We start from the raw sequence: 24948 nt of genomic DNA, 5'->3' as shown, positions 1-24948 counted from the left end.
ATCGCAGATGGCAGTGGCGGGGCGCTTAGGCGTCCAGGCCTTGGCTAGCAAGCTCGGCGGCGCGCAGTACGGCGCGGGCTTTATTGAGCGTTTCCTGCCATTCGCTCTGCGGGACTGAGTCGGCCACGATGCCGGCGCCCGCTTGCATATAGAGGGTTTGGTTTTTAACCACCGCGGTGCGCAGCGCAATCGCCACATCCATATCACCGTTAAAGCCCAAATAGCCAACCGCGCCAGAATACACGCCACGCTTGGTCGGCTCGAGCTCGTCAATGATTTCCATTGCCCGAACTTTTGGCGCGCCCGATACGGTGCCCGCCGGGAAAGTAGCTTTCAGTACGTCAATTGCGGTTTGCTGCGGTTTGAGTTTGCCTTCCACGCTCGACACGATGTGCATCACGTGCGAATAGCGCTCAACGACCATTTTGTCGACCAACTTCACCGAGCCGGTTTGCGCCACGCGGCCAGCGTCGTTGCGGCCTAAGTCGATCAGCATGACGTGTTCGGCGATTTCTTTTTCATCGGCCAGCAGCTCGGCTTCGAGCGCCAGATCGTGTTCGCGATCTTTGCCGCGCGGGCGGGTACCAGCAATCGGGCGCACGGTGACGGTATCGTCTTCTAGGCGCACCAAGATTTCGGGTGAGGCGCCAACAATATGCATATCGCCAAAATCGTAATAGAACATATACGGCGATGGATTAATGCTGCGCAGAGAGCGGTACAGTGACATGGCCGAGGCATTAAATGGCGCGCTCATACGCTGCGCCAGCACCACCTGCATCACATCGCCGTCTTTGATGTATTCCTTGGCTTTCAGTACTGCATCTTTAAATGGCTGCTCGCCAAATTCGGATACCGGCTCGCCAGCGCTGGCGACGGGCAGCGAGAACGGAATCTGCGCTGGCTCGCGCAATTTCAGGCGCAGCGCCAGTAAGCGCTCTTCAGCTACCTGATAGGCATTGTCTTGGCTTGGGTCGGCGTACACAACGAGGTAAAGCTTGCCCGATAGATTGTCGACCACGACGATCTCTTCGGATAGCAAGAGCTGAATATCCGGCGCGCCAATGGGGTCGGGCTTCGGGCATTCAGCCAGCTTACGCTCGATATAGCGAATGGTTTCATAACCAAAATAGCCGACTAAACCGCCCAGAAAGCGCGGCAAGCCTTTGGTTGACGGTGCTTTGAAGCGGGCCTGATAAGCTTCAATGTAATCGAGCGGGTTGCCGCTATGGGTTTCGATCACGCGATCGTCGTGAATCAGCTCGGTGGTTTGGCCACAGACTTTGATGCGGGTACGGGCCGGCAGGCCAATAAAAGAATAGCGGCCAAAGCGCTCGCCACCGACCACGGATTCCAGCAGGTAAGAGTAAGGGCGGTTGGCGAGCTTCAAATACACCGACAGCGGGGTGTCGAGGTCAGCAAATAATTCAGAAATCAGCGGAATGCGGTTATAGCCTTGGGCCGCCAAGGCGTGAAATTCTTCACGAGTCAGCATGGGACTTCTCTCCAGATGGAAAAATCAGAATGAACGAGGTGTGGGCGCGCTTAGCGACGCCATCGCCATTCCAGCCAGAGATCAGTACAGTAAAAAGCCATGATGACAGGGGATCGAGGCCGATCCAATCAGGTAGGAAACAGCATCGATTGTGCGGGAACTACCCGCTAGCGTCAAATGTAAACGGGGTTTTCCCGTATGGCCGTGGTGCGGGTTCACTTTTCTTGCAAGCGGCGGCGGCAGCTTTGGTAGAATCGGTGTTTTAGTCCTGCAGAAAATGTGAAACCACGATGCTGACACTGTTCAATTCTCTTGCCCGCGAAAAACAGGAATTCAAACCGATTACCCCCGGACACGTAAATATGTATGTCTGTGGGATGACGGTGTACGACTACTGTCATATCGGGCATGCGCGGATGGTGGTGGTGTTTGATGTGGTGGCGCGTTGGTTGCGCGCTTCTGGCTATCACGTAAATTACGTGCGCAATATCACGGATATTGATGACAAGATCATCAAGCGTGCGGTGGAAAACGGCGAATCGATTCAAAGTCTCACCGCTCGCTTTATCGACGCAATGAACGAAGATTTTGCGGCGCTGGGTATTCAGCGCCCGGATCACGAGCCCCGCGCGACTGAGCACGTGGACGGCATGCAGGCGATTATCCGCAAGCTGTTTGACAATGGTTTGGCTTATCACGCCCCCAATGGCGATGTGTATTACTCGGTGAAAGACTTTGCCGGCTATGGCAAATTGTCGCGCAAAGATTTTGACGAGCAGCGCGCGGGCGAGCGGGTCGAGGTCGACCCGAATAAACGTGATCCACGCGATTTTGTGTTGTGGAAAGCGGCCAAAGCCGATGAGCCGGCCGAAGTGAAGTGGGAGTCGCCTTGGGGGGCGGGCCGCCCGGGTTGGCATATCGAATGCTCGGCCATGAGCTGCCATCATTTGGGCGAACATTTTGATATTCACGGTGGCGGCGAAGATTTGCAGTTCCCGCACCATGAAAACGAAATCGCCCAATCCGAAGGGGCACATGGCCATCAGTATGTGAATTACTGGCTGCACAATGGCTTTATCAATGTCGATAACGAGAAAATGTCCAAGAGCTTGGGCAATTTCTTCATCATTCGCGATGTGCTGCAGCAGTTTGATCCCGAAGTGTTGCGTTTCTTTATTCTGCGCGCACATTACCGCAGCCCGCTGAACTACAGCGATGTGCATCTGAATGACGCCAAAAATGCGCTAACCCGCCTATATACCGCGCTTAAAGCGGTGGCACCAGCTAAGGTGGCAATTGATTGGCAAGATCCGTTAGCGGCGCGCTTTAAGGCGGCGATGGACGACGATTTTGCGACGACCGAGGCAGTCGCGGTGCTGTTTGAATTGGCGGCTGAAGCCAATAAGCACGCCGGTACCGAGTTGGGTGCGCAAAAGGCGGGGCTGCTCAAAGCCTTGGGCGGCGTGCTGGGATTGCTGCAGCGCGATCCACAAGCTTTCCTGCAAGCCGATGTGGGTGCAGTAGGCGAGTGGACTGCGGAGAAAATTGAAGCGGCGATTGTGGCGCGACGTGAAGCACGGGCGGCCAAAAACTGGGCAGAGGGTGATCGCATTCGCGATCAGCTGGCGGCCGCCGGGATTGTGCTGGAAGACAAAGCCGGCGAAACCACTTGGCGCCGGACTTGATCGGCCTAGGTGTGCAATAAAAAAACCGCCCGTTGGGGCGGTTTTTTTATTAGTGGTGGCGCAGGCGCGGCAGGAAAATGTCGCGCTTATTCGGTTTTAACCACGGGCGTAATGCCCATGGCTTTGAGTTTGCGTACCGCGGCTTCGGCTTCGGCCTTGTTTTTGAAGGGGCCAATTTGTACGCGGGTTTCGAGGTACGCCGGAATGCCCGCCTGCTGCAGCTGGCCGAGTAGTTTTTCCGCATTGTTCGAGAGCAGAAACACGCCGGCTTGCACGCTGTAGCCACGGCTATTGCTGACTGGGGCCGGATAGGTGGCCGGCGCAGCGGGCGCCAGGCGTGGCGCATTGCTAGGTAGGGTGGTGCTAGGCAGGGCGGTGCTGCTTGGTATGGCAGTCATTGTCTTGAGGGGTATAGCCGTAGCAGCTATTGCGGGCATGGCTTTGGGGGTGATACTGGTCTTGGGTATGCTGGTGGCGCCGGGAATATTCTCGATGCGTTGGCTGCTGCGCGGGCTGGTGTTACCTGCCATCTGCACGCCGGGTGGCAGAGCCGTTTGGCCGGCGCGTGCTGCTGGCGCTGTGCTTGGGCGGGCGCTGGCAAGTGGTGTTGCGGCGGCGGTTGGGGCGGGGGTAGCAGTTGGCGCCGCTGTTGGAGCAACTGTTGGGTTGGCGGTCGGTGTGGGGCTGGGGGCGCTAGTGGCGGCAGCACTTGCGGTGCTGGGTTCGCTGGCGTTGAGGCTGGCCATTTCGCTGGCCGAAATCTCGGGCGCAATTTGCGGTAAATCGACTTTCGGGGTGGCGTTATCTTGGCTTTTTTCCAGCCAGGCAATGCCGCCGAGAATCGCGGCAATTAATGCGCCCGCAATCCCAAGTCGCCAAAGTAACTGGGTTTTTAGCTGTTGCTGCTCTTTTTGCTGCAGGATGGGGTCGAGACCGTCACTCATTCTCTGTCTGCTTTGTGGCTGTAAGTGATATAATGATGGGCTATTTGCCTCGATTTTTGCCTGGCGAGGCTTGGCGAGTTGCGACTTTCCCTAGGCGCAGAGGCTAGCCGAAAAAGGCAAAGGGCAGCAAAAAACAATTTCTGTCTGTTAACAAAACTGAACATTCAGCCCTCTGGAGAAATCAATAATGGCTATCGAACGTACTATTTCTATCATCAAGCCGGACGCAGTAGGTAAAAACGTAATCGGTAAGATCTACGACCGTTTTGAAACTGCTGGCCTGAAAATCGTTGCGGCCAAGCTCAAGCAACTGTCACGCACTGAAGCTGAAGGCTTCTACGCAGTACACAAAGAGCGTCCTTTCTTCAATGATCTGGTGAACTTTATGATCTCTGGCCCGGTCATGATCCAGGTGCTGGAAGGCGAGAACGCCGTACTGAAAAACCGCGAACTGATGGGCGCGACTAACCCGAAAGACGCAGCGCCAGGCACCATCCGTGCTGACTTCGCTGCCAGCATCGATGCCAACGCCGTTCACGGCTCAGACAGCCTGGAAAATGCAGCGATCGAAATCGCTTACTTCTTCCCAGCTTCTGAAATTTACAGCGCCAAGTAATTGACGCGCGCGGAGCACACCATCATGTCGTTAAATTTGCTGAATTATGATGCGGACCAATTGGCGCAGCTGGTGGTCGAAATGGGTGAGAAACCCTTTCGGGCCAAACAGTTGCTCAAATGGGTGCATCAACGCGGTACGGCCGATTTCGACCTGATGAGCGATATTGCCAAGGCATTCCGGCAAAAACTCGCGGCGCAAGCCAGTGTGGCTCCGCCCTCGCTGATGGCCGAGCAGGTGGCCAGTGATGGCGTGCATAAATGGCTCTTGGATGTGGGCACCGGTAATGGGGTGGAAACCGTGTTTATCCCTGAGGATGATCGCGGCACCTTGTGTGTCTCAAGCCAGGTGGGCTGTGCGCTGGACTGTACCTTCTGTTCGACCGCTCGCCAGGGTTTTAATCGTAATTTGAGTACGGCCGAAATTATCGGTCAGTTGTGGTGGGCTAATCAGCGCCTGTCACTCAATGCCGCGCGCCTGGGGCAGGCTGTGAATGATGATTCACGGATTGTGTCCAATGTGGTGATGATGGGCATGGGTGAGCCGCTGGCTAACTACGACAATGTGGTATCGGCGTTACGCCTGATGCTCGATGACAACGCTTACGGCCTATCACGCCGGCGCGTGACTTTATCGACTTCCGGCATGGTGCCGCAGCTGGATCGGCTGCGTGATGATTGCCCCGTGGCGCTGGCCGTGAGCCTGCATGCGCCCAATGACACGATCCGTGATCAGATCGTGCCCCTGAATAAAAAATACCCGTTAAAAGAACTACTTGATGCCTGTAATCGCTATCTGGAAAAAGCCCCGCGCGATTTTGTGACCTTCGAGTATGTGATGCTGGCCGGGGTCAATGATCAGCCAGAGCATGCACGCCAACTGGCGGATCTGGCGCGTTCGACCTCGTGTAAATTCAATTTAATTCCGTTTAATCCGTTTCCGAATTCCGGCTATGATCGCTCGGGTCGTGAAGCAATTCAGCGGTTCCGTGATATTCTCACGCAGGCTGGCTACATCGTGACGGTGCGTAAAACGCGCGGCGATGATATTGATGCCGCCTGTGGCCAGCTTGCTGGCCAAGTAATGGATAAAACCCGCCGTCAGGCCAAATTTGCAGAAAAGTTTGAAGAAGTACGCCCGATTCTGTTTCAGCATAAACAAGGCTAACTGAAATGAAGAAGTACTGCTTGCTGTTGATGTGTGTCCTTTGTTCGTCCATGGCTTGGGCTAACGATGAGCCCACGCCGGCCGAGCAGCGCGCGATGACGCGAACCAATCTGGCTACCGAATACTACAAGCGCGGCGCCTATGCGATAGCAATTGAAGAGGGCAAAAAAGCGCTGGAATCGGTGAAGAACTTCCCGTATGCGCTCAATATTTTGGCCTTGTCGTACTGGGCGGTGAAGGAAGACGCCACCAGCCGTAGTTACTTCGAACAAGCTCTGCGTGCGGCGCCGAAAGACCCCGATATTAATAAAAACTACGGCAATTTTTTGTGTGAGGAAGGCGAGCATCGCGCCGGGCTTGCTCGCTACGATGTGGTGTTGGCCAATCCGTTTTTTCCGAATCAGGATCAAGCCTTGGTGGCGGCAGCCAATTGCAGCCTGAAGGCAGGTGACCGTGCATTGGCTAAACAATATTTCCAGCGCGCGGCACAATTACAAAGCCGCAATCCGCAAGTGAAATATCAACTGGCAAGTTTTCTGCTGGAAGAGCAAGATTTGCCCGAGGCAAAACGCCATTTTGTCGATTTGATGCGAATTTTTCCGCAACCCCCGGCTGAGTTATTGTGGTTAGGGGTACGGATTGAACGGGCGATCGGTAGTAAAGAGGCCGAAACCCGCTATGCCAAGCAGCTGCAGCAGCTGTATCCCGATGCGGTGGAAACCACCAAATTGTTAACCGGTAAATATGACTGAACAAGAACAAGCTATACCGGCTTCATCTGGCGCGATGCCAGCAGGCCAGCAACTTCGCAGCGCCCGGGAGGGGCGGGGCTGGAGTGTGGAAGATGTCGCAAGGCAACTGAAACTCTCGGCGCGGCAGATTGTGGCGCTGGAAGAAGAGCGCTTTACCGATCTGCCCGGCAATCTGTTTATTCGCGGCTTTGTGCGTAATTACGCGCGTTTGCTGGGCTTGGATTCCGAGCCATTGCTGCAATACCTCGCCGGGGTATTGCCTGCAGATGTAGCTAAAACGCCTGTTTCCAGCGTAAACGTCCAGGTTGATCAGCCTGTTACGATCAAAACTGCCAGCCGCGGCCCTTCGGCCACGGTCATCATGGCACTGTTGGGCGTGTTTATCGGTGTGGGTGGTGTGTATTGGTATTTGCAGCAGCCCGGCTCGCCTGAGCTGGATTTGCCCACGATCCCAACGCCAGCAGTGGTCGAAGCGTCGGCGGCTAGTGCGGTTGAAGCGGTTGCTTCGGAAGCCTCGGCTGTGATGCCTGAACTCGTTGCTACGCCAGCTTCGGCGGCCTCTGCCGTAGTGGCGATGGCCAGCAAAGCCAGTAGCGTGGCCTCGGCGGCCAGTAGTGTGGCTGTGAGCGGCCCTGAGCTGGTGATTGTGACCGAGTCGGATAGCTGGGTGCAGGTGGTGGACGCGAGCGGCAATAAAGTCTTGTCCGAGATTGTGCGCCCCGGTTATGAGCGCCGTGTGGCGGTGCAGCCACCGTTGTCGATTCGTGTCGGCAATGCCCCAAAAACTCGTCTTAGCCTGCGTGGTCAGGCGGTAGATCTGGCGCCATTTATGAAGCCAGGTTCTGATGTCGTTAATATGGAATTGAAGTAAGCCCTTATGTCGAGCCCGATTCAGCGTCGTAAAACCCGTCAGGTCCAGATTGGTCATGTGTGGGTAGGTAGTGACCATCCGATCATGGTGCAATCCATGACCAACACCGATACGGCCGATGCCGAAGCCACTGCACGCCAGATTTTTGAATTGTGGCGTGCGGGCTCCGAGGTGGTGCGGATTACCGTCAATAGCGCCGAGGCCGCCGCGCAGGTGGCCAATATCAAGACCAAGCTCGAAAACTGGGGCTGCAAAGTGCCGCTAGTGGGGGATTTTCACTTTAATGGTGATCGCCTGCTGCGCGATTACCCGGAGTGTGCCGAAGCGCTGGCTAAATACCGGATTAACCCTGGTAACGTGGGTAAGGGCGCCAAGCGGGACGAAAAGTTTGCGCTGATGATCGAGCGGGCCATCGAATTTAACAAACCGGTGCGCATTGGCGTGAACTGGGGTTCGCTGGATCAAAGCATCGCTGCCCGCATGATGGATGAAAATTCCAAACGCGCGGTGCCGCTGACGGCCGAAGCTGTGATGCGCGAGGCGCTGATTGTGTCGGCGCTGGAATCGGCCGATCAGGCGATTCAGTGGGGCCTGTCACCCGATAAAATTTTGTTGTCGTGCAAAGTCTCGCACGTGCAAGATCTGATTGCCGTCTATCGCGATCTGGGTGCGCGCTGCGATTATCCGCTGCATTTGGGGCTGACCGAAGCGGGCATGGGCTCAAAAGGCATCGTGGCATCGAGTGCCGCCTTGGCTGTACTGATGCAGGAAGGCATTGGCGATACCATTCGTATCTCGCTCACCCCCGAGCCTAATGGCGATCGCACCAAAGAAGTCGTGGTGGCCCAAGAATTACTGCAAACCATGGGGCTGCGTAGCTTTACCCCACTGGTGACCGCTTGCCCAGGCTGCGGCCGTACCACGTCAACCGTGTTCCAAGAGTTGGCGCAAGATATCCAGAATTTCCTGCGTGAGCAAATGCCGGTTTGGCGCGCGCAGTATCCTGGCGTAGAAGACATGAAAGTGGCGGTGATGGGCTGTGTGGTGAACGGCCCGGGCGAGTCAAAACTCGCCGATATCGGCATTAGTTTGCCCGGTACGGGTGAAGTGCCGGTCTGTCCGGTGTATATCGACGGGCAAAAAGATGTGACCCTGAAAGGTGATCACGTTGCGGCCGAGTTTCAGGCGATTGTCGAAAACTACGTGCAGACCCGCTATGGCGAAAACGGCAGCAAGCGCCGTACCGATGCGCCAAAAGTGATTCCGCTCACGCCGGTTTAAATCCCGTTTACACCCATTCTTTTGTTTTAATTTCAGTAGCAGGTTAACAAGCACAATGGCTCAAACCATTCAGGGTATCCGCGGCATGAACGATGTGCTGCCGCAAGAATCGCCACGCTGGCAGTATTTCGAACAAGTTTGTCGTGATTGGCTGGCCGCCTATGGCTACCAAAACATCCGCATGCCGCTTGTGGAATCGACTCATCTTTTTGTGCGTGGCGTTGGTGAGCATACCGATATTGTCGAAAAGGAAATGTACGCCTTTGAAGACAGCCTGAATGGTGAAAAGCTGACCCTGCGCCCAGAAGGCACCGCCGGTTGCGTGCGAGCATGTATTGAACACGGCCTGCTGTATAACCAAACCCAGCGTCTGTGGTACATCGGGCCGATGTTCCGGCATGAGCGCCCGCAAAAAGGCCGCTTGCGCCAGTTTAATCAGCTGGGCGTAGAGGCGTTTGGTTTCGCCACCCCTGATCTGGATGCCGAGCTGATTATCATGTTGGCTGATCTGTGGCAGCGCCTTGGCCTGACCGGGCTGACGCTGGAGCTCAATTCGCTGGGCAATTCCGACGAGCGCGCGGCTCACCGTGCCGAGCTGATCAAGTATTTGGAAGGCTTTGTGGATGTTTTGGACGAAGACGGCAAGCGCCGCCTGTATACCAATCCACTGCGTGTGCTGGATACCAAAAATCCTGCTTTGCAAGAAATGGCTAATCAGGCGCCCAAGCTGGAAGACTATCTGGGTGAAGAATCTAAAGCGCATTTTGCCGGGGTGAAAGCGCTGCTGGATGACGCAGGCATTGCCTATCGGCTAAATCCGCGCTTGGTGCGTGGCTTGGATTACTACAACCGCACCGTGTTCGAGTGGGTCACCACCGAGCTTGGCGCACAGGGTACCGTCGCGGCGGGTGGTCGCTATGATGCGCTGGTGGAACAACTGGGCGGCAAGCCTTGTCCGGCGGTTGGTTTTGCCATGGGGATTGAGCGCTTGATGCTCTTGTTGGAAGCCCAGCAAGTGGCTACGCCAGCGCAAAGCCCCGATGTATACGTGATTAGCCAAGGCGATGCGGCAGCGCGGGCGGCATTTGCCGCGGCGCGGCAATTGCGCGCCAATGGCCTGAATGTGATATATCATGCTGGCGGTGGCAGCTTTAAATCCCAATTCAAAAAAGCCGATCAGTCCGGTGCCGCATTGGCGGTGATCGTGGGCGAGGGTGAATTGGCCGCTGGCACAGTGAATATCAAGGTCTTGACCGGTGCGCAGCAGGGGGAGCAGCACACCGTAGCGCAAGATCAGATGGTTAATACGATTCGTAGTCTTAAATAATCGAGGACGACATGGCTGCTTTTGACTTACAAGAACAAGAACAAATTGCCGAACTGAAAGCCTGGTGGCACAGCTGGGGTAAAGCGCTGGCCGCCGCGGTTGTGTTGGCGCTGCTCGCCTACGCTGGCTGGTCAGGCTGGCAAACCTGGCAAAAGCACCGTGCGGCCGAAGCCGCTGAACTCTATGCCCAGCTGCAACTGCAGGCAATGGATGAGGCCAAATTCACCGCTACGCTGACCACCTTGAAAACCGATTTCGGCAGCACGCCTTATGCCGCACGTGCCGCGCTGGCCGCCGCCAAACTGGCTTATATGAAGGGCCAGCCGGCTAAAACCCGCGATGAATTGAACTGGGTGATTAGCAATGCCAAAGAAGTGACTTTGCGTGATTCGGCTAAATTGCGTTTGGCGGGCGTTTTGCTCGACGATAAAAAATACGACGAAGCCCTGGCTTTGGTGAAAGCGCCGGAAGAAGAGAGCTATTCGGGTCTGTTTGCTGAAGTACGTGGCGATGTATTGCTCGCTAAGCAAGATAAATCGGGCGCTGCAGACGCATACCGTCAAGCTTTGGCGAAATTGCCAAAAGACGCGCCCAATGTGAAATTGCTGGAAGTGAAACTTGATACGCTGGGAGCCAACTAAGATGCAATGCTTGCGGATCGCTGCCCTCGGTGCACTGAGCCTGCTGGCTGCGTGCTCTACTCCAAGTAATGTGCCAGATCCATCGCCGCTACCGAAGGTCAGTCAGGCTGCGACGGCGAAGCAAGTGTGGCGCAGCGAAGTAGGAAGCGATACCGATTTCCGCTTCCAGCCTGCGTTCTTGGCCGATCTGGTGGCCGTGGTGGGCGGCAAGAATGAAGTGGCTTTGCTGGATCGTGCCACTGGTCAAGCCAAATGGCGGGTGAAACTGGAGCAACCGGTTGCAGGCGGGATTGGCATTGGCGCTGGCATGGTCGTGGTGGGTAGCCTTAAGGGCGATGTGATCGCGCTGGATTTGGCCAATGGCAAGCCCGTGTGGACGATCAAAACTAGCAGTGAAGTGATTTCTTCGCCGATCGTGAACAAGAATCTGGTGCTAGTTCGCTCGGCAGATGGCAAGCTCAGCGCACTGTCGGCCGCTAAGGGTGAACTGCAATGGGTGTATCAGCGCCCGCAACAGCCCGCGTTGCAACTGCGGAACTATGCAGCACCCGTGGTGGCAGATGGCATCGTTTATGTCGGGCAGGCCGCTGGGCGTTTAACTGCGCTGGCAGCCGCTGATGGCCGCGTGTTGTGGGAAGCGCCGATTGCGCTGCCACGTGGTGCGAGTGAGCTTGAACGCATCACCGACATCGTAGCACCGCCGGTCGTGCATGCCGATCTGGTGTGTGCGGTTGCCTATCAGGGCCGGGTGGCGTGTATCAGTACCCAAAATGGCTCACTGGTATGGTCGCGGGAGATTTCTAGCTGGTCGGGCCTCGCCATTGACGAGCGCCATGTGTATGTCACCGATGACCAAGGGCAGATTAATGCCTTCGAGCGCACCACGGGCCGCTCGGTATGGAAGCAAGATGCGCTGAAATATCGCTTTGTGAGCGCCCCCGCCGTGCTGGGTAATCAGCTGGTCGTGGGTGATCTCGACGGTTATTTGCACTATATGAATTTGGAAGATGGCAGTTTGGTGGGCCAACAGCCTACCGATGGCAGTCGTATTTTTGTCGCACCTCAATCTGCGGGCTCGCAGGCCTTGGTGCAAACGCGTAAGGGCAGCTTGTATCTGCTCAGCGCTCAGTAAGAGAATTGAATGAAACCAACCATTGCCCTCGTGGGGCGCCCGAATGTGGGCAAATCCACGCTGTTTAATCGCCTGACCAAAACCCGTGATGCCCTGGTGGCAGATCAGCCTGGCCTGACTCGTGATCGTCACTATGGTCATGGCAAGGTCGGCGATAAGCCGTATCTGGTGATCGATACCGGTGGCTTCGAGCCCGTTGTGGACGAAGGCATCATGTTCGAGATGGCCAAGCAAACACTGCAGGCCGTGGATGAGGCCGATGCGATTGTTTTTGTCGTGGATGGGCGCAATGGCCTCACCCCGCAAGACAAGATCATTGCCAACCGTCTGCGTCAGGGTGATCGCCCGGTGTGGGTGGCGGTGAACAAAATCGAAGGCATGAACCGTGCGGTGATGACCGCCGAGTTTCACGAGTTGGGCCTTGGTGAGCCGGTGGCGATTTCAGCCTCGCACGGCGAAGGTGTACGCGATCTGGTGAATGATATTCTGGCCGGTTTCCCTGAGCCAGAAGACGAAGAAGAGCGCACGCATCCGACTTTTGCTATCGTGGGTCGTCCGAACGTCGGCAAATCAACGCTGGTTAACACCATTTTGGGTGAAGAGCGCGTGATTGCTTTTGATGCACCTGGCACTACGCGTGATTCGGTGTTTATTGATTTTGAGCGCAATGGCCAAAACTATACGGTGGTGGATACTGCCGGGGTGCGCCGGCGCGGCAAAGTGACCGACATGATCGAGAAATTCTCGGTCATTAAAACCATGCAGGCGATTGAAGACTGTAACGTGGTGATTTTGGTGCTGGATGCCACGCAGGATGTCTCGGATCAGGATGCCAAGATCGCCGGTTTTGTATTGGAAGCCGGCAAAGCCATGGTGGTGGCGATCAATAAATGGGAAGCCGCGGATGAAAATCAGCGCAATACCATTAAGCGTGAAATCGCCCGGAAACTCTCCTTCCTGGATTTTGCCAAATTCCACTATATCTCTGCATTGCATGGCAAAGGTGTCGCGGATATTTTTGGTTCGATCCATCAGGCCTATGATGCCGCGATGGTGAAAATTCCAACGCCGAAGCTGACACGTGCGCTGCAGTTGGCGATGGAACGTCAGCAGCCGCCATTGGCCGGCAAGATTCGCCCCAAAATGCGTTATGCCCACCAAGGTGGCTCAAATCCACCGGTGGTTGTGATCCACGGCAATGCATTGGAGGCCGTTCCTGCGTCATACTGGCGTTATCTGGAAGGCTTCTTCATGAAGATGTTCAAGCTACAAGGCACGCCACTGCGCGTTCAATTCAAGAAAACGGGCAATCCGTTTGAAGGAAAAGAACCGCCGAAGTTGAATCGCCGCGGCAATAAATAAAATTGCTGATTGTAAGCTGTTGATTCATGTACTATAAGCGTAAGATGTTTTGACTCAAGCCGTATACACGGATAACTAAATAACAAGCCGGAGAATAACAATGAGTGCTAAGGGGCAAATGCTGCAAGATCCATTTCTGAACATCTTGCGCAAAGAACACGTACCTGTCTCAATCTACCTGGTGAACGGCATTAAACTGCAAGGGCAGATCGAATCGTTTGACCAGTATGTGGTATTGCTGCGCAATACCGTGACCCAGATGGTGTACAAGCATGCCATTTCAACTGTGGTGCCATCACGTTCAGTGACTGTGCCGCACGACAACCCAGCCGCTGCTGCAACTGAAAACTAATTGCGGGCAGTTTGCTGCGTGTCCAGCCCCGAAAGATTCGTTCTTTCGGGGTTTTTTCTGCTTGTAATTTATGTAATTGGCCCCATGCTCAAAGCCTAGCGGGTAAAGAAAAACAGAGGTTTGCATGTTTGAACGCCACCAAGGCGGCGATGAAGCCATTTTGGTCTGCTTGGATTTTGGCGAAGCAGATTACCGAGATGGTGTCGATGAATTTGTAGAGTTGGTCAAATCAGCGGGCGTGACGCCGCTGCATATTATCGAAGGTAAACGCCAGCGGCCGGACCCGGCCTATTTTGCGGGCTCAGGCAAGGCCGATGAAATTGCCTTGGCCGTGGCGCAGTATCAGGCCTCGCTGGTGATCTTTAATCATCAGCTCTCGCCAGCCCAAGAGCGGAATCTGGAAAAAAAGGTGCAAGCGCGGGTGCTTGATCGCACGACCTTGATTCTGGATATTTTTGCCCAGCGTGCGCGTACCGCCGAGGGCAAGCTGCAGGTTGAGCTGGCGCAGTTGGCGCATATCCAAACCCGTTTGATCCGTGGTTGGACGCACTTAGAGCGGCAAAAGGGCGGTGTTGGTTTGCGCGGGCCGGGTGAAACCCAGTTGGAAACTGACCGCCGTTTGATCGGAGTGCGCGTAAAACGCCTGAAAGATCAATTAGCTACCGTGCAAAAACAGCGGACGACTCAACGCAAATCACGCGAGCGCAATCGGCAATTTACGGTTTCGATTGTCGGGTATACCAATGCTGGAAAATCCACTTTATTTAATGCGCTGACCAAAGCCAAAATTTATGCGGCCGATCAGTTATTTGCTACGCTAGATACCACTAGCCGCAAGCTCTTTTTGGATAATGAACATTCGGTGGTTTTGTCGGATACGGTCGGGTTTATTCGCCAATTGCCGCACACGCTCGTGGCGGCATTTCGCGCTACGCTGGAAGAAACCATCAATGCGGATTTGCTACTGCACGTGGTGGATATCAATCATCCAATGCGTGAATTACAAATTAGCGAAGTGAATAAAGTGCTGGCCGAAATCGGTGCGGAACATATTCCACAAATCATGGTCTTCAACAAGATTGACCTGAAAGCACTGCCGCCTGAATTGGGGCGGGATGAGTATGATAAAATTCAATCGGTCAAATTAAGCGCCATGCAAGGGCAGGGGCTTGATTTGCTGCGTACTGCCTTGATTGAAGCCATGAGCCAGTCAGAAAAGGAAGAATAAATGAGTCAAAACGATCCGCAATGGGGTGGTGGCCGTCCTGGGAATAATGGCGGGCCACCTGGAGTGGAAGAAATCCTGCGCTCCTTGAGCGATAAGGTAAATCGCCTGCTGGGTGGCAAAGGTAACGGTAACGCCAATGGTCAAGCGCCTTACGGTAGCCAGCCTAGCAAAGGTGGCTCAGCCGGCTTGATCTTGGTGGGCGGCGCCTTACTGGCGCTGTGGCTGGGTTCGGGTGTGTATGTGGTAGATGAGCGGGAAAACGCGGTCATCACCCGTTTTGGTAAATATGTCCAAACCGTTGAAAGTGCCGGTTTGAAATGGCATATGCCCTATCCAATTGAGCAGCGCCAGATTGTGAATGTGACTGAGCTGCGCAGCCTAGAGGTCGGTGTTCGTGCCGAAGGGGCGGGCAATGATGAAAGCACCATGCTCACCGGCGACCAGAACATCATTGAAGTGCAGCTGGAGGTGCAATACAACCTCAATTCTGCCCGCGATTTTCTGTTTAACAACCGCTTCAAAGATGGCGATGGCCGTGATGTGGTGAAACAGGCGGCTGAAACAGCGATTCGCGAAGTGGTCGGTAAAAATAAAGTCGACTATGTGCTCAATGAAGGCCGCGGCAAGATTGGTGAAGACACCAAAGAAATCATCCAAGATCTGCTGACCAAATATGGCACCGGCATTTCGATTTCTCGGGTGAATATTTCTGATGTGCAGCCACCTGAGCAAGTTCAGGCGGCTTTTAGCGATGCGGTGAAAGCACGGCAAGATCGGGCTCGCTTGATCAATGAAGGTACGGCCTATGCCAACGATGTGGTGCCTAAAGCCAGCGGTATGGCTGCGCGCTTGAAAGAAGAGGCGCTGGGTTATCGCGAGCAAGTGGTATCCCGCGCCGAGGGTGATGCCTCACGCTTCCGCCAGATTGCCGCCGAATATGCCAAAGCACCGCAAGTGACGCGCGATCGGATGTATCTCGATGCCATGCAGACCATGTACCAGAACACCACCAAGGTGCTGGTGGATCAAAAAGGTAGCGGCAATCTCTTGTATCTGCCGCTGGATAAGCTGATGCAGATGAATGCAAACAGCAATGGTGGCGAAGTAGCGCCAGCGGCGAAAGCGGCTGATCCTGTCGCCCCCGTTCCCGCCGCAGAAACCGCCCCTGCTAAGCAGCGCGGCGACCGTGACGGCCGCTAAGGAGTGATCATGAACAAAATTATGCCGGTAATCGGAGCTTTATTTGTCGCGTTGTTCATTTTCTCAACGACGTTTTTTACTGTAGATCAGCGCCAATATGCGATCGTCTTCCAGTTCTCGGAAGCGGTTCGGGTGATTAAAGATCCAGGTTTCCATTTCAAAGTGCCGTTGCTGCAAGATGTGCGCTACTTTGATAAACGGATTCAGACCATCGATGAAGAGAGCCCGGCGCGGATTCAAACCATCGAAAAGATGAACGTGAAAGCCGATAGCTTTATCAAATACCAGATCGTGGATGTCGAGAAATACTACAAAGCGGTCGGGGTGGATCAGCGGAAAGGTGTTGATCGTCTGCGCAATACCGTGAACAACATGCTGCGCGATGAATTCGGTAAGCGCACGGTTCAAGACGTGATCTCGGGTCAGCGTGATGAAGTGATGGATTACGTGCGCAAAGTAGCGGATGCCGATGCAGCGCGCATCGGGGTGCGGGTACTGGATGTACGCATCAAACGCGTTGAGCTGGAAGACAGCACGCTCAACTCGGTATACGAGCGCATGCAGTCCGAGCGTAAAGCGGTGGCCAGCCAATTGCGCGCCGAAGGTAGCGCCGCGGCCGAGAAAATCAAAGCCGATGCGGATAAACAGCGCGAAGTGATTCTGGCAGCAGCGTATAATCAGGCGCAGCAAATGAAAGGTGAGGGCGATGCCAAAGCCGCCGGTATTTATGCCGAAGCGTATGGCAAAAACCCAGAGTTCTACGCCTTCTATAAGAGCCTTGACGCTTACAAGCAAAGTTTTGCCAAGAAGAGCGATGTGCTGGTGGTTGACCCTAGTGCCGACTTCTTCAAATACATGAAGAATCCGCGCGCTGGCGGCGCCAAATGAGTGAAACGCTCTGGCTTGGCTTGGGGTTGATGCTGGTGTTTGAAGGCATCATGCCCTTTACCCTGCCGCATGTTTGGCGTGCTACCTTGCGCCGGATGGCTGAGCTTACTGACGGACAGATACGCCTGATCGGTTTCTGTTCGCTGATAGCAGGTTTGTTGATTTCGCTGGCGGCCAAATAACCCCTCGGGGGTATTGCCGTCAATCATCTAAATGACGCCCACACCGGGGTATACCCCGGGTGGGCATTTGGTTTGTATAGACAATGCGTAATTGGATCCTCCCCGAATATATCTCCGATGTCCTGCCTAGCGAAGCGCGCCAGATCGAAAGCATGCGTCGCCGCCTGCTCGATCAGTTTGCGCTGTACGGCTATGAGCAGGTTGAGCCGCCGCTGGTGGAATATGTGGAATCGTTGCTCACCCAGCACGATGCCGCGCTGGATCTGAAGACCTTCAAGCTGGTGGACGAGCTAAGCGGACGGCAAATGGGTTTGCGTGCTGACATCACCCCGCAGGTGGCGCGGATCGACTCGCATATCCTCAATCGCGAAGGCGTGGCGCGCCTGTGCTATGCCGGCTCGGTCGTGTGTACTCGCCCGGATGGCCTGCTTTCTACCCGCCAGCCGCGCCAGATCGGTGCCGAATTGTATGGCTGTGCGGATATCGCCGCCGATGTGGAAGTAATCGAGCTGATGTTTGCCAGTCTGCAAGAGGCAGGGGTGAGCGATCTCACGCTGGAAGTGGGCCACATTGGCCTCTTTAACGCGCTGGCCGATGCGGCCGGTTGGCAAGGCGAAATTCGTCAGGCGGCTTTTAATGCTCTGCAACAAAAAGACCAACCTACGCTGACCGAGTTGGCGGCGAATCTGCCGGCTGATTTACGCGCCGGCCTGCTGGCGCTGCCCAATTGCTATGGCGATAGCAGTGCGCTGACTCAAGCTGCGGCCCAGTTGCCAGCGCTGCCGGACATTCAGGCGGCTTTGGCGACGTTGCAGCAGCTGTACGCGGCGCTGGCTGCGCGCGGTTTGGCGGTGCGTTTTGATCTGGCCGAATTGCCTGGTAGCTACTATCACACCGGGCTGGTGTTTAATGCCTATGCTAAAGGCTTTACCAATGCCGTAGCGCGCGGTGGCCGCTATGACAGCGTGGGCGAGAAATTTGGCCGTTCGCGCCCTGCGACCGGTTTTAGTATCGATTTGCGTGGTTTAACCCGTCTGCCATTCCCGGCACGGCGCCCCGGGATCTTGGCCCCACAAGGGGAAGACCCGGCTTTGCTGGCGAAGATTCGCCAACTGCGGGAAGCCGGCGAGATCGTGATTGTTGACTTGGGTGTGCTGAGCACCGAGGTCGATGTCGACCGCACCCTGCAGCAAAAAGAGGGTGTTTGGCAAGTGCTAAGCCTGTAAAAAATAAGCCGTTTTTACAAAAAAAACGCTGGCTCAAACAGCGTTTTGACGTTAAAGTTCCGTCGCAACGTTACCGCTGTAATGTTGCCAAATTATTTTGTGTTTTATGCATCGAGGTTTGGGAATGAGCAGAAATGTAGTCGTTATCGGTACCCAGTGGGGTGACGAGGGTAAGGGCAAGATTGTTGACTGGCTGACCGATCACGCTCAAGGCGTGGTTCGCTTTCAAGGCGGTCACAACGCCGGCCACACCCTGGTCGTTGGCGGCAAAAAAACTGTTCTGCGTCTGATTCCATCGGGCATTTTGCACGCAGGTAAAGCTTGCTTTATCGGTAACGGTGTTGTGATTTCACCAGAAGCGCTGCTCAAAGAAATCGACGAGCTGAATGCGGCCGGGATCGATGTGGCTAGCCGCCTGCGCATTTCTGAAGCGTGTCCGCTGATTCTGCCATACCACATCGCGCTGGATCAGGCTCGCGAAGCCGCCAAAGGCGACAAGAAAATCGGCACCACCGGACGTGGTATCGGCCCAGCCTACGAAGACAAAGTGGCGCGTCGTTCGATCCGTCTGCAAGATCTGTATCACCCAGAGCGTTTCTCGGCCAAGCTGCTGGAAAACCTCGAATGGTATAACTTCCAGCTGGTCAATTACTTCAAAGCTGAGCCGGTTGAATTCCAGAAAGTATACGACGATGCGCTGGCCTATGCTGAGCGCATTAAACCGATGCTGGCCGACGTATCTCGCACACTGTACGACCTGAACAAAGCCGGCAAACCGCTGCTGTTTGAAGGCGCGCAAGGCACCTTGCTGGACATCGACCACGGCACTTACCCATTTGTGACTTCAAGCAACTGTGTGGCGGGTGCAGCGGCACCAGGCGCCGGCGTTGCCCCACAAATGCTGCAATATGTACTGGGTATTGTGAAGGCTTACACCACACGCGTAGGTTCGGGCCCATTCCCAACCGAACTGTTCTGCGATATTGGTGCCGGTCTGGCAAAACGCGGTAATGAGTTTGGCTCGGTGACGGGTCGTCCACGCCGCTGTGGCTGGTTTGATGCTGCGGCACTGAAACGCTCAATCCAGATCAACGGTGTATCCGGTCTGTGTGTCACCAAGCTTGATGTGATGGACGGTATCGAGACCATCAAACTGTGCGTGGGCTACAAAGTGAACGGCGTAGAGACCGACATTCTGCCTGTCGGCGCGGATGACATTGCTCTGTGCGAGCCAATCTACGAAGAAATGCCAGGCTGGAATGACAGCACCTTTGGCGTGAAAAAGTGGGAAGACCTCCCAGAAAATGCCCGCAAATACCTGCAACGGATCGCTGAAGTTTGTGAAGCGCCTATCGATATCATTTCTACCGGCCCAGACCGCGAAGAAACCATCGTACTGCGCCACCCATACAACGGCTAAGCACTCCTTGCTAAGAAAAAACCCGCCAATTGGCGGGTTTTTTATTGCCTAGTGCGTCGGCGAGTGGATTAAGCAAAAAAGCAGCAATCAAACTTAAAGCGTTGGCTTTCTAGTCGGGGTATTGCCCGCCAAGCAAATAAATACCTAGCTTGGCAGGCTATACCCTTATTTTTTCTTCTTGGCGGTTTTCGTGGCCGCTTTCTTGCTGCTGGATTTGTTGGCTTTGCTCACCGCTTTGGTGTTGCCCTTATTGCGGCTGGCGCTGGCTTTGCCTTTGCGTGTATTGCTAGGCTGTTCGGCGCTGCTGCGCGGCGAACATTGCATCACCGTTTTGCGTTTTTTGCCTTTGCCGGTGGTGATTTTGGTGCAGCGCTGCTGGCTGCTGCGGGCTTCGTCGTTGCGGGCAGAACTGCTGGTGGCATTGGTGGCCGCTTTGCTGCTGGCGCTGTTGGGGGCCGCCGCAAAGAGGGCATTTACATTCAGGCCTTTGCCGCCGCCATCTGCAATGCGGCGCGCGCCATTAAAGCGAGTTTGCCAGTAGCTCAGATTCATATTGGCTACTTCGATATTGCGGCCTTTGCGCGGAGCATGAATAAAGCGATTGTCGCCCAGATAAATCCCCACATGCGAGAACGTACGCCCCAGCGTATTAAAGAACACCAAGTCGCCCGGTTTAAGCTCATCTTTATCGATGGTTTGCCCGGTTTGCGACATGCCCAGCGCAGTGCGGGGCAGGGTGATGTTCATTGAGTTTTGAAAGACGTATTTGATAAACCCCGAACAATCAAGCCCAGACTCGGGCGAATTGCCGCCCCAGGTGTATTTCACCCCGATTAAGCTCATGGCGGATAGCAGCAAATCTTGGGCCGGGGTGTAATCCGTGCCTTTGGGCATGACATTACTGCTGGATTTGGCTTTGCGAGGTTTGGGGTTGGCCGGGCTGCCAGGTTCGGCATCGTCCAGATTGAGGGATTCGGCGTTTTTAAGTACCGGCGGCGTGCTGTCGCCCAGTGGCATGTCTTGGTCGGCTAGCGCCCATGGGCTAGCGGCTGCGCAGACTGTAGCGAGAATGATGATCCATTTCATGGGCAAGAACTTTACGGGTGTGGAAAACGGCTGTAAAGCCTAAAATTCAAATTTCGGCCTGCTGCCCTTTGGGACTGACTCGATGTTGAAAGAAACGTTCACGGTGATGCGTGATTTACCGCGTGTGCGCGAGATTATCGCGATTTTGATGCGGCATGGCTTGGGTAATTTGGTACAGCGTTTGGGCTTGGCAAAGGGCATTGAACGTGCTGGCGATTTGCTGCATTGGCCAGGCGATCATGAGATCGAGCAGTTGGCCCCCGCCGTGCGGGTGCGCAAGGCGCTGGAGCAGCTTGGCCCAACGTTTATCAAGCTAGGGCAGGTGCTAGCTACGCGGGTTGATATGTTCGAGCCGGAGTGGATTGCCGAGTTTGAAAAGCTGCAAAGTGATGTGCCGCCACTGCCGTTTGCCGAGCTATTACCCGAGCTGCAAGCCGCGCTGGGCGCAGACCCACACAGCCTGTTTATTGAGCTGGATCCACAGCCCATCGGCTCGGCTTCGATCGCGCAGGTGCATCGTGCGCGCCTCGCCGATGGCACCGAGGTGGTACTTAAAATCCGTCGCCCCAATATCACTGCCAAAATCGATGCCGATTTGCGGATTTTGCGGCATATCGCCTCGCTGGCGGTATTTGAGTTTCCGGATTTACGCCGCTATCAGCCGGTGCGAATGGTGGATGAATTTGCCAAATCACTGCATCGCGAGCTCAATCTCTCGATTGAGGCGCGGCATTTAGAGCGCTTTACCACCAATTTTGCTGGCCACGATGAAATCGTGATCCCGAAAATCTGGTGGGAATGGACTTCCGAGCGGCTGATTGTCCAGGAGTACATTGCCGGCGTGTCGGGCAATGATCTGGCCGGTGTCGATGCCGCTGGTCTGGATCGGAAATTATTGGCCGCGCGCGGGGCCGATGCGGTCTTGAAAATGGTATTGATTGATGGTTATTTTCACGCCGACCCACACCCCGGCAATGTGAAATATCTGCCCGATAGCCGGATCGCCTTTCTGGATTTTGGCATGGTGGGGCGACTACCGCACCCACGCCGCGATCACATTGTTGATCTATTGGCTGCGCTCGCCCAGCGCGATGAGCATGGCATTTTGAATGTACTGCTGGAATGGACCGGCGACACGGTGGTGGATGAAGACAAGCTGGCGGCCGATATTGCCGACTTTATGTTCAACTACGAAAATCTTTCGCTTAAAGACATTCAGTTTGGCCATCTCTTGAATGATGTGGCGATGATTATGCGCGAGCATGAGATTACGCTCCCATCGGATCTCACGCTGCTGTTTAAGGCGCTGATCACGCTGGAAGGCTTGGGCCGCCAGCTCGATCCGCAATTTCAGATGGTGCCGCATCTCACCCCGTTTGTGCGCGAAGTGATTATGGCGCGCTATAACCCGAAAACGCTGTTTAAACGGGGCAAAGAGAATCTATTTGAAGCGTTTTCAATTGTCTCGGGCCTGCCGCGCGATATTGGCAAGCTGATCAAACAGGCGCGGCGGGGCAATCTGCGCATCGATCTGGATTTAAAACGGCTGGATAACTTTGGTAGTCAGTTGGCCAAAAGTGCCAATCGGCTCACCATGGGCATTGTGACCGGCGCGCTGATTATTGGCTCATCCATCGCCATGACCATCAAAGTGGGGCCGACGATTTTCGGTATGCCGCTGCTGGGTTTCCTGGGCTTTGTGCTCGCACTGATTAATGCCATCTGGCTGATGTTTGCGATCTGGATTTCCAGCAAGAGTGAAAGCTAGGCTTTAGCACTCACTGCTGTGCCCCTTTGGTGCGGGTGTTGCATGATTCTTGAGCGGCGCAATCAGGGCCTGCCACTGCGCTAGTTTGGCTGCTAGTGGCAGGGTATAGGCTGGGCTGCTTGATGGCGCAACGCTGCTAGCGAGATACATCGGGATGTATCTTTGGCCGTGCTTGGCTGCGGCTTGCCCGTTAAATACCACCAGTTGCAACTGCGGCAGCTGGGCGATCAATTCGGCCAGCGGGTTGGGGTTAATTTCTCGCAATGCGCTATCGAGGCTGCCGCGGCGCTGGGCTTGTGCGACCACATCCCACAGCGCAATCCCTGCGGCTTGCAGGGCGGCGTAACGGGCCGGGAAGGGTTGTTCGTGCAAGGGCTGGCCCAAAAGGGCGCTCATGATCGGCCAGAAGGCATTGCGCGGGTGGGCGTAGTATTCACCTGCCGCCAGCGAAGCATCGCCCGGCAGGCTGCCCAAGATCAGAATACGGGCATCGGCCCGCCAGATCGGCGCAAAACTGCTTTTACTGCTCACGATTGCTGTAGGAGCGCTGCGCCATCAAAGCCGAGGCGTAAATTGCCCCAATGCCGGCCACCAATAAAGATGGGTACATCCAGCTCGGTCATGGTTTCGCCGGTGTCCCGCACATAGGTTTGCAACAAGAAGCGTTCGGTATTCTGCGCGGCGCGCAGGCCCGCCGGGTCGTTGAAAATGCGGCGATCGCGGCTGTTAACCAGATCTTGGGCCGGATCACCACTGAGTGGTTTGGAATACCAGCTATTGTGGGTGGGGCCATAGCCGCGGTTATCGACGGCTAAGGCAAACTTACCCCCCGTTGCCGTGCGCACTAAATCATCATAAATCGGTTGAATTTCATTCACGAAATACTGGCTGTAGCTCGTGGTGTATTTTGGTGGCTTGGTGTCGGCCACGGGCTGATAGCGCTGATCAAAAACATCAATCCCGCGCTGTTGCAAAGCGGTAATTTTCTCGGCCACGCGGTCGCGGTAGCGCAGGCATAAGCGGATAGCGCTATCGAGCGCGCCTTGCCCAATCACAAAGCGACCCACCATGCTTTGTACGTTTTCCGAGGCTTTGGCCACATCTTGTGAAGACACCGCCGAGTGCTGCATTTTTTCGTTCACCATCAAGGTGAGCTGGTGAATTTCGCTGACATTGGTATTGACCAAGTGATTAGCCGTGCTGAATTCCTCTAGGGTGGCGGCAATCCCGCCCAGGGCCTGCGAGGTGTTTTCAAAGTCGTGCACCATACTGGCAAATTGGGCGGAGGCTTTTTCCACGACTTCGCGGGTGCGATTGGCGTCGGCAGTAATTAGGTGAGTTTCTTCTAGGGTTTCGGAAACCTGAGCCAGCATATTGTCGATGTCGTGCGAAATCTCATCGGTAGCCACACCTACTTTTTCGGCCAGCTTGCGTACTTCATCGGCCACCACCGCAAAGCCACGCCCTTGCTCGCCAGCGCGTGCGGCTTCGATTGCGGCATTCAGTGCCAGTAAATTGGTTTGACCGGCGATTTCCTTGATCAGGTCGACAATGGTCTTGATGCTGGCCGAGCGCTTATTCAGGCCATCTACGGTTTGGTTAAAATTGCCGATCTTGCTGTTAATCGCGCTAATGCGCTGCACGACGTCTTGTAATTCTGAAAATGAGGCGTGCGCCAGTTCTAAATTAGTGGCCGTGGTGTGGGCAATTTCGCCGGTTTGTTCGGTGACGTGGCTAATGCCGGCGGTGGTGCTGGCGCTGGCTTCAACAATACGTTGGGCTAGTTTGTCTTGCTGCTCGGTGGCCAGCGCCGAATCCCGGATGTGTTTTTGTGATTTGGCGGCTTCCAGTGCCATGCTGATGGTCATATTCTGGACAGTGGCGATGATTTCGCGCTGTTTGCCCAGAAAACGATTGCAGGTGTTGGCTAGCTGGCTGATTTCGTCGGTGTAGGGCGATGGAATATTCTGTGATAGGTCGCCATCATGATTGGCCGCGTCGGCAAATACGGCCTCGATCAGACGCACCGGTTTGGTGATCCAGAAATGAAAATACGTAATCTCGATCACGCACAGGAGAGCCGCACCCATCAGTGCGAGCCAGCCATAAGTAATCAGCGAATCCACGACCTGCAGTACGCTTTGCTGCTGGGCCGCGGGTAAGGCGGACAGCGCGGTAGCAAGTTCGCTGCGCGCGCTGTATAGCAGGATTAAAATCAGCAGGGGAAAACAGCCCAACAGGGCAATGAAGGCAAATTTTCGTGCCAGTGTCGGGATGAAATTCTTCTCGAACGCCCGATGAAAGTCCGCAATCCAGGCCATGAGA

23 protein-coding genes are annotated in these 24948 nt (G+C 55.1%); 18 read left to right on the top strand and 5 right to left on the bottom strand.

Annotated elements, in window-relative coordinates; all coding sequences use genetic code 11:
• Positions 1-25: 25 nt before the first annotated feature.
• On the bottom strand, positions 26-1495 hold the full coding sequence (gene trpE, locus QV747_RS05720; protein ID WP_273430285.1) for an anthranilate synthase component I: 1470 nt from the start codon (positions 1493-1495) through the stop codon (positions 26-28).
• Positions 1496-1785: 290 nt separating this feature from the next.
• Between trpE and cysS the strand changes: the two genes are divergently transcribed.
• The gene (cysS, locus tag QV747_RS05715) at positions 1786-3180 is read left to right on the top strand and encodes a cysteine--tRNA ligase (protein ID WP_273430284.1); all 1395 of its coding nucleotides are present in this window, start codon (positions 1786-1788) and stop codon (positions 3178-3180) included.
• Positions 3181-3266: 86 nt separating this feature from the next.
• Here cysS and QV747_RS05710 read toward each other — a convergent pair whose 3' ends face one another.
• Positions 3267-4124 carry an SPOR domain-containing protein gene (locus QV747_RS05710; RefSeq protein WP_273430283.1) on the bottom strand — a complete coding sequence of 286 codons (858 nt, stop codon included), beginning with the start codon at positions 4122-4124 and terminating at the stop codon, positions 3267-3269.
• 187 nt (positions 4125-4311) lie between these two features.
• On the opposite strand from QV747_RS05710, the gene ndk reads away from it, so the two are divergent.
• The 16 genes from ndk to QV747_RS05630 all read left to right on the top strand — a co-directional run bounded on the left by ndk (position 4312) and on the right by QV747_RS05630 (position 19769).
• Complete coding sequence (gene ndk, locus QV747_RS05705; protein WP_028450725.1) at positions 4312-4740, top strand: nucleoside-diphosphate kinase; 429 nt, start codon at positions 4312-4314, stop codon at positions 4738-4740.
• A gap of 24 nt (positions 4741-4764) precedes the next feature.
• On the top strand, positions 4765-5907 hold the full coding sequence (gene rlmN, locus QV747_RS05700) for a 23S rRNA (adenine(2503)-C(2))-methyltransferase RlmN (protein ID WP_273430282.1): 1143 nt from the start codon (positions 4765-4767) through the stop codon (positions 5905-5907).
• A 50-nt stretch (positions 5908-5957) separates the two neighbouring features.
• On the top strand, positions 5958-6659 hold the full coding sequence (locus tag QV747_RS05695; protein ID WP_273430281.1) for a tetratricopeptide repeat protein: 702 nt from the start codon (positions 5958-5960) through the stop codon (positions 6657-6659).
• Positions 6652-7530, top strand: a complete 879-nt coding sequence (locus QV747_RS05690) for a helix-turn-helix domain-containing protein (RefSeq protein ID WP_273430280.1) — start codon at positions 6652-6654, stop codon at positions 7528-7530. Before QV747_RS05695 ends, QV747_RS05690 begins: the two co-directional genes overlap by 8 nt.
• A 6-nt stretch (positions 7531-7536) precedes the next feature.
• Positions 7537-8811, top strand: a complete 1275-nt coding sequence (ispG, locus tag QV747_RS05685) for a flavodoxin-dependent (E)-4-hydroxy-3-methylbut-2-enyl-diphosphate synthase (protein ID WP_273430279.1) — start codon at positions 7537-7539, stop codon at positions 8809-8811.
• Positions 8812-8866: 55 nt separating this feature from the next.
• Positions 8867-10138, top strand: a complete 1272-nt coding sequence (gene hisS, locus QV747_RS05680) for a histidine--tRNA ligase (protein ID WP_273430278.1) — start codon at positions 8867-8869, stop codon at positions 10136-10138.
• Positions 10139-10149: 11 nt separating this feature from the next.
• The gene (locus QV747_RS05675) at positions 10150-10779 is read left to right on the top strand and encodes a tetratricopeptide repeat protein (protein ID WP_028450719.1); all 630 of its coding nucleotides are present in this window, start codon (positions 10150-10152) and stop codon (positions 10777-10779) included.
• Between the two features lies 1 nt (position 10780).
• A complete protein-coding gene (bamB, locus tag QV747_RS05670) occupies positions 10781-11911 on the top strand; it encodes an outer membrane protein assembly factor BamB (protein WP_273430277.1) in 1131 nt (376 codons plus the stop codon).
• A gap of 9 nt (positions 11912-11920) precedes the next feature.
• Complete coding sequence (gene der, locus QV747_RS05665) at positions 11921-13273, top strand: ribosome biogenesis GTPase Der (RefSeq protein ID WP_051259087.1); 1353 nt, start codon at positions 11921-11923, stop codon at positions 13271-13273.
• Positions 13274-13373: 100 nt separating this feature from the next.
• A complete protein-coding gene (gene hfq / locus QV747_RS05660; protein WP_028450718.1) occupies positions 13374-13625 on the top strand; it encodes an RNA chaperone Hfq in 252 nt (83 codons plus the stop codon).
• Between the two features lie 124 nt (positions 13626-13749).
• The gene (gene hflX / locus QV747_RS05655) at positions 13750-14853 is read left to right on the top strand and encodes a GTPase HflX (protein WP_273430274.1); all 1104 of its coding nucleotides are present in this window, start codon (positions 13750-13752) and stop codon (positions 14851-14853) included.
• Positions 14854-16053, top strand: coding sequence for an FtsH protease activity modulator HflK (gene hflK / locus QV747_RS05650; protein ID WP_273430272.1), 1200 nt, complete (start codon positions 14854-14856; stop codon positions 16051-16053).
• Positions 16054-16062: 9 nt separating this feature from the next.
• A complete protein-coding gene (gene hflC, locus QV747_RS05645) occupies positions 16063-16941 on the top strand; it encodes a protease modulator HflC (RefSeq protein ID WP_028450715.1) in 879 nt (292 codons plus the stop codon).
• Entirely contained in the window at positions 16938-17123 is a 186-nt protein-coding gene (locus QV747_RS05640) for a DUF2065 domain-containing protein (protein WP_028450714.1), read from the top strand. The genes hflC and QV747_RS05640 overlap by 4 nt, the downstream gene beginning before the upstream one ends.
• 83 nt (positions 17124-17206) lie before the next feature.
• Entirely contained in the window at positions 17207-18349 is a 1143-nt protein-coding gene (locus tag QV747_RS05635; RefSeq protein WP_273430269.1) for an ATP phosphoribosyltransferase regulatory subunit, read from the top strand.
• 124 nt (positions 18350-18473) lie between these two features.
• On the top strand, positions 18474-19769 hold the full coding sequence (locus tag QV747_RS05630; protein ID WP_028450712.1) for an adenylosuccinate synthase: 1296 nt from the start codon (positions 18474-18476) through the stop codon (positions 19767-19769).
• A gap of 165 nt (positions 19770-19934) precedes the next feature.
• On the opposite strand, the gene QV747_RS05625 is transcribed toward QV747_RS05630, so the two are convergent.
• Positions 19935-20855: a C40 family peptidase gene (locus tag QV747_RS05625; RefSeq protein WP_273430268.1), complete on the bottom strand. Its 921-nt coding sequence runs from the start codon at positions 20853-20855 to the stop codon at positions 19935-19937.
• 82 nt (positions 20856-20937) lie between these two features.
• Here QV747_RS05625 and QV747_RS05620 point away from each other — a divergent pair, with 82 nt between their 5' ends.
• Positions 20938-22623: an AarF/ABC1/UbiB kinase family protein gene (locus QV747_RS05620; protein ID WP_273430266.1), complete on the top strand. Its 1686-nt coding sequence runs from the start codon at positions 20938-20940 to the stop codon at positions 22621-22623.
• A gap of 3 nt (positions 22624-22626) precedes the next feature.
• Here QV747_RS05620 and QV747_RS05615 read toward each other — a convergent pair whose 3' ends face one another.
• A complete protein-coding gene (locus QV747_RS05615; RefSeq protein ID WP_273430264.1) occupies positions 22627-23154 on the bottom strand; it encodes a DNA-deoxyinosine glycosylase in 528 nt (175 codons plus the stop codon).
• Positions 23151-24944 carry a methyl-accepting chemotaxis protein gene (locus tag QV747_RS05610; protein ID WP_273430261.1) on the bottom strand — a complete coding sequence of 598 codons (1794 nt, stop codon included), beginning with the start codon at positions 24942-24944 and terminating at the stop codon, positions 23151-23153. The genes QV747_RS05615 and QV747_RS05610 overlap by 4 nt, the downstream gene beginning before the upstream one ends.
• Between the last annotated feature and the right edge of the window lie 4 nt (positions 24945-24948).

This window comes from uncultured Chitinibacter sp. (genome assembly GCF_945957625.1).
Lineage (GTDB): Bacteria > Pseudomonadota > Gammaproteobacteria > Burkholderiales > Chitinibacteraceae > Chitinibacter > Chitinibacter tainanensis.
The sequence above is the reverse complement of the archived record's forward strand: the minus strand, read 5'-3'. Positions and strand labels throughout refer to the sequence as shown.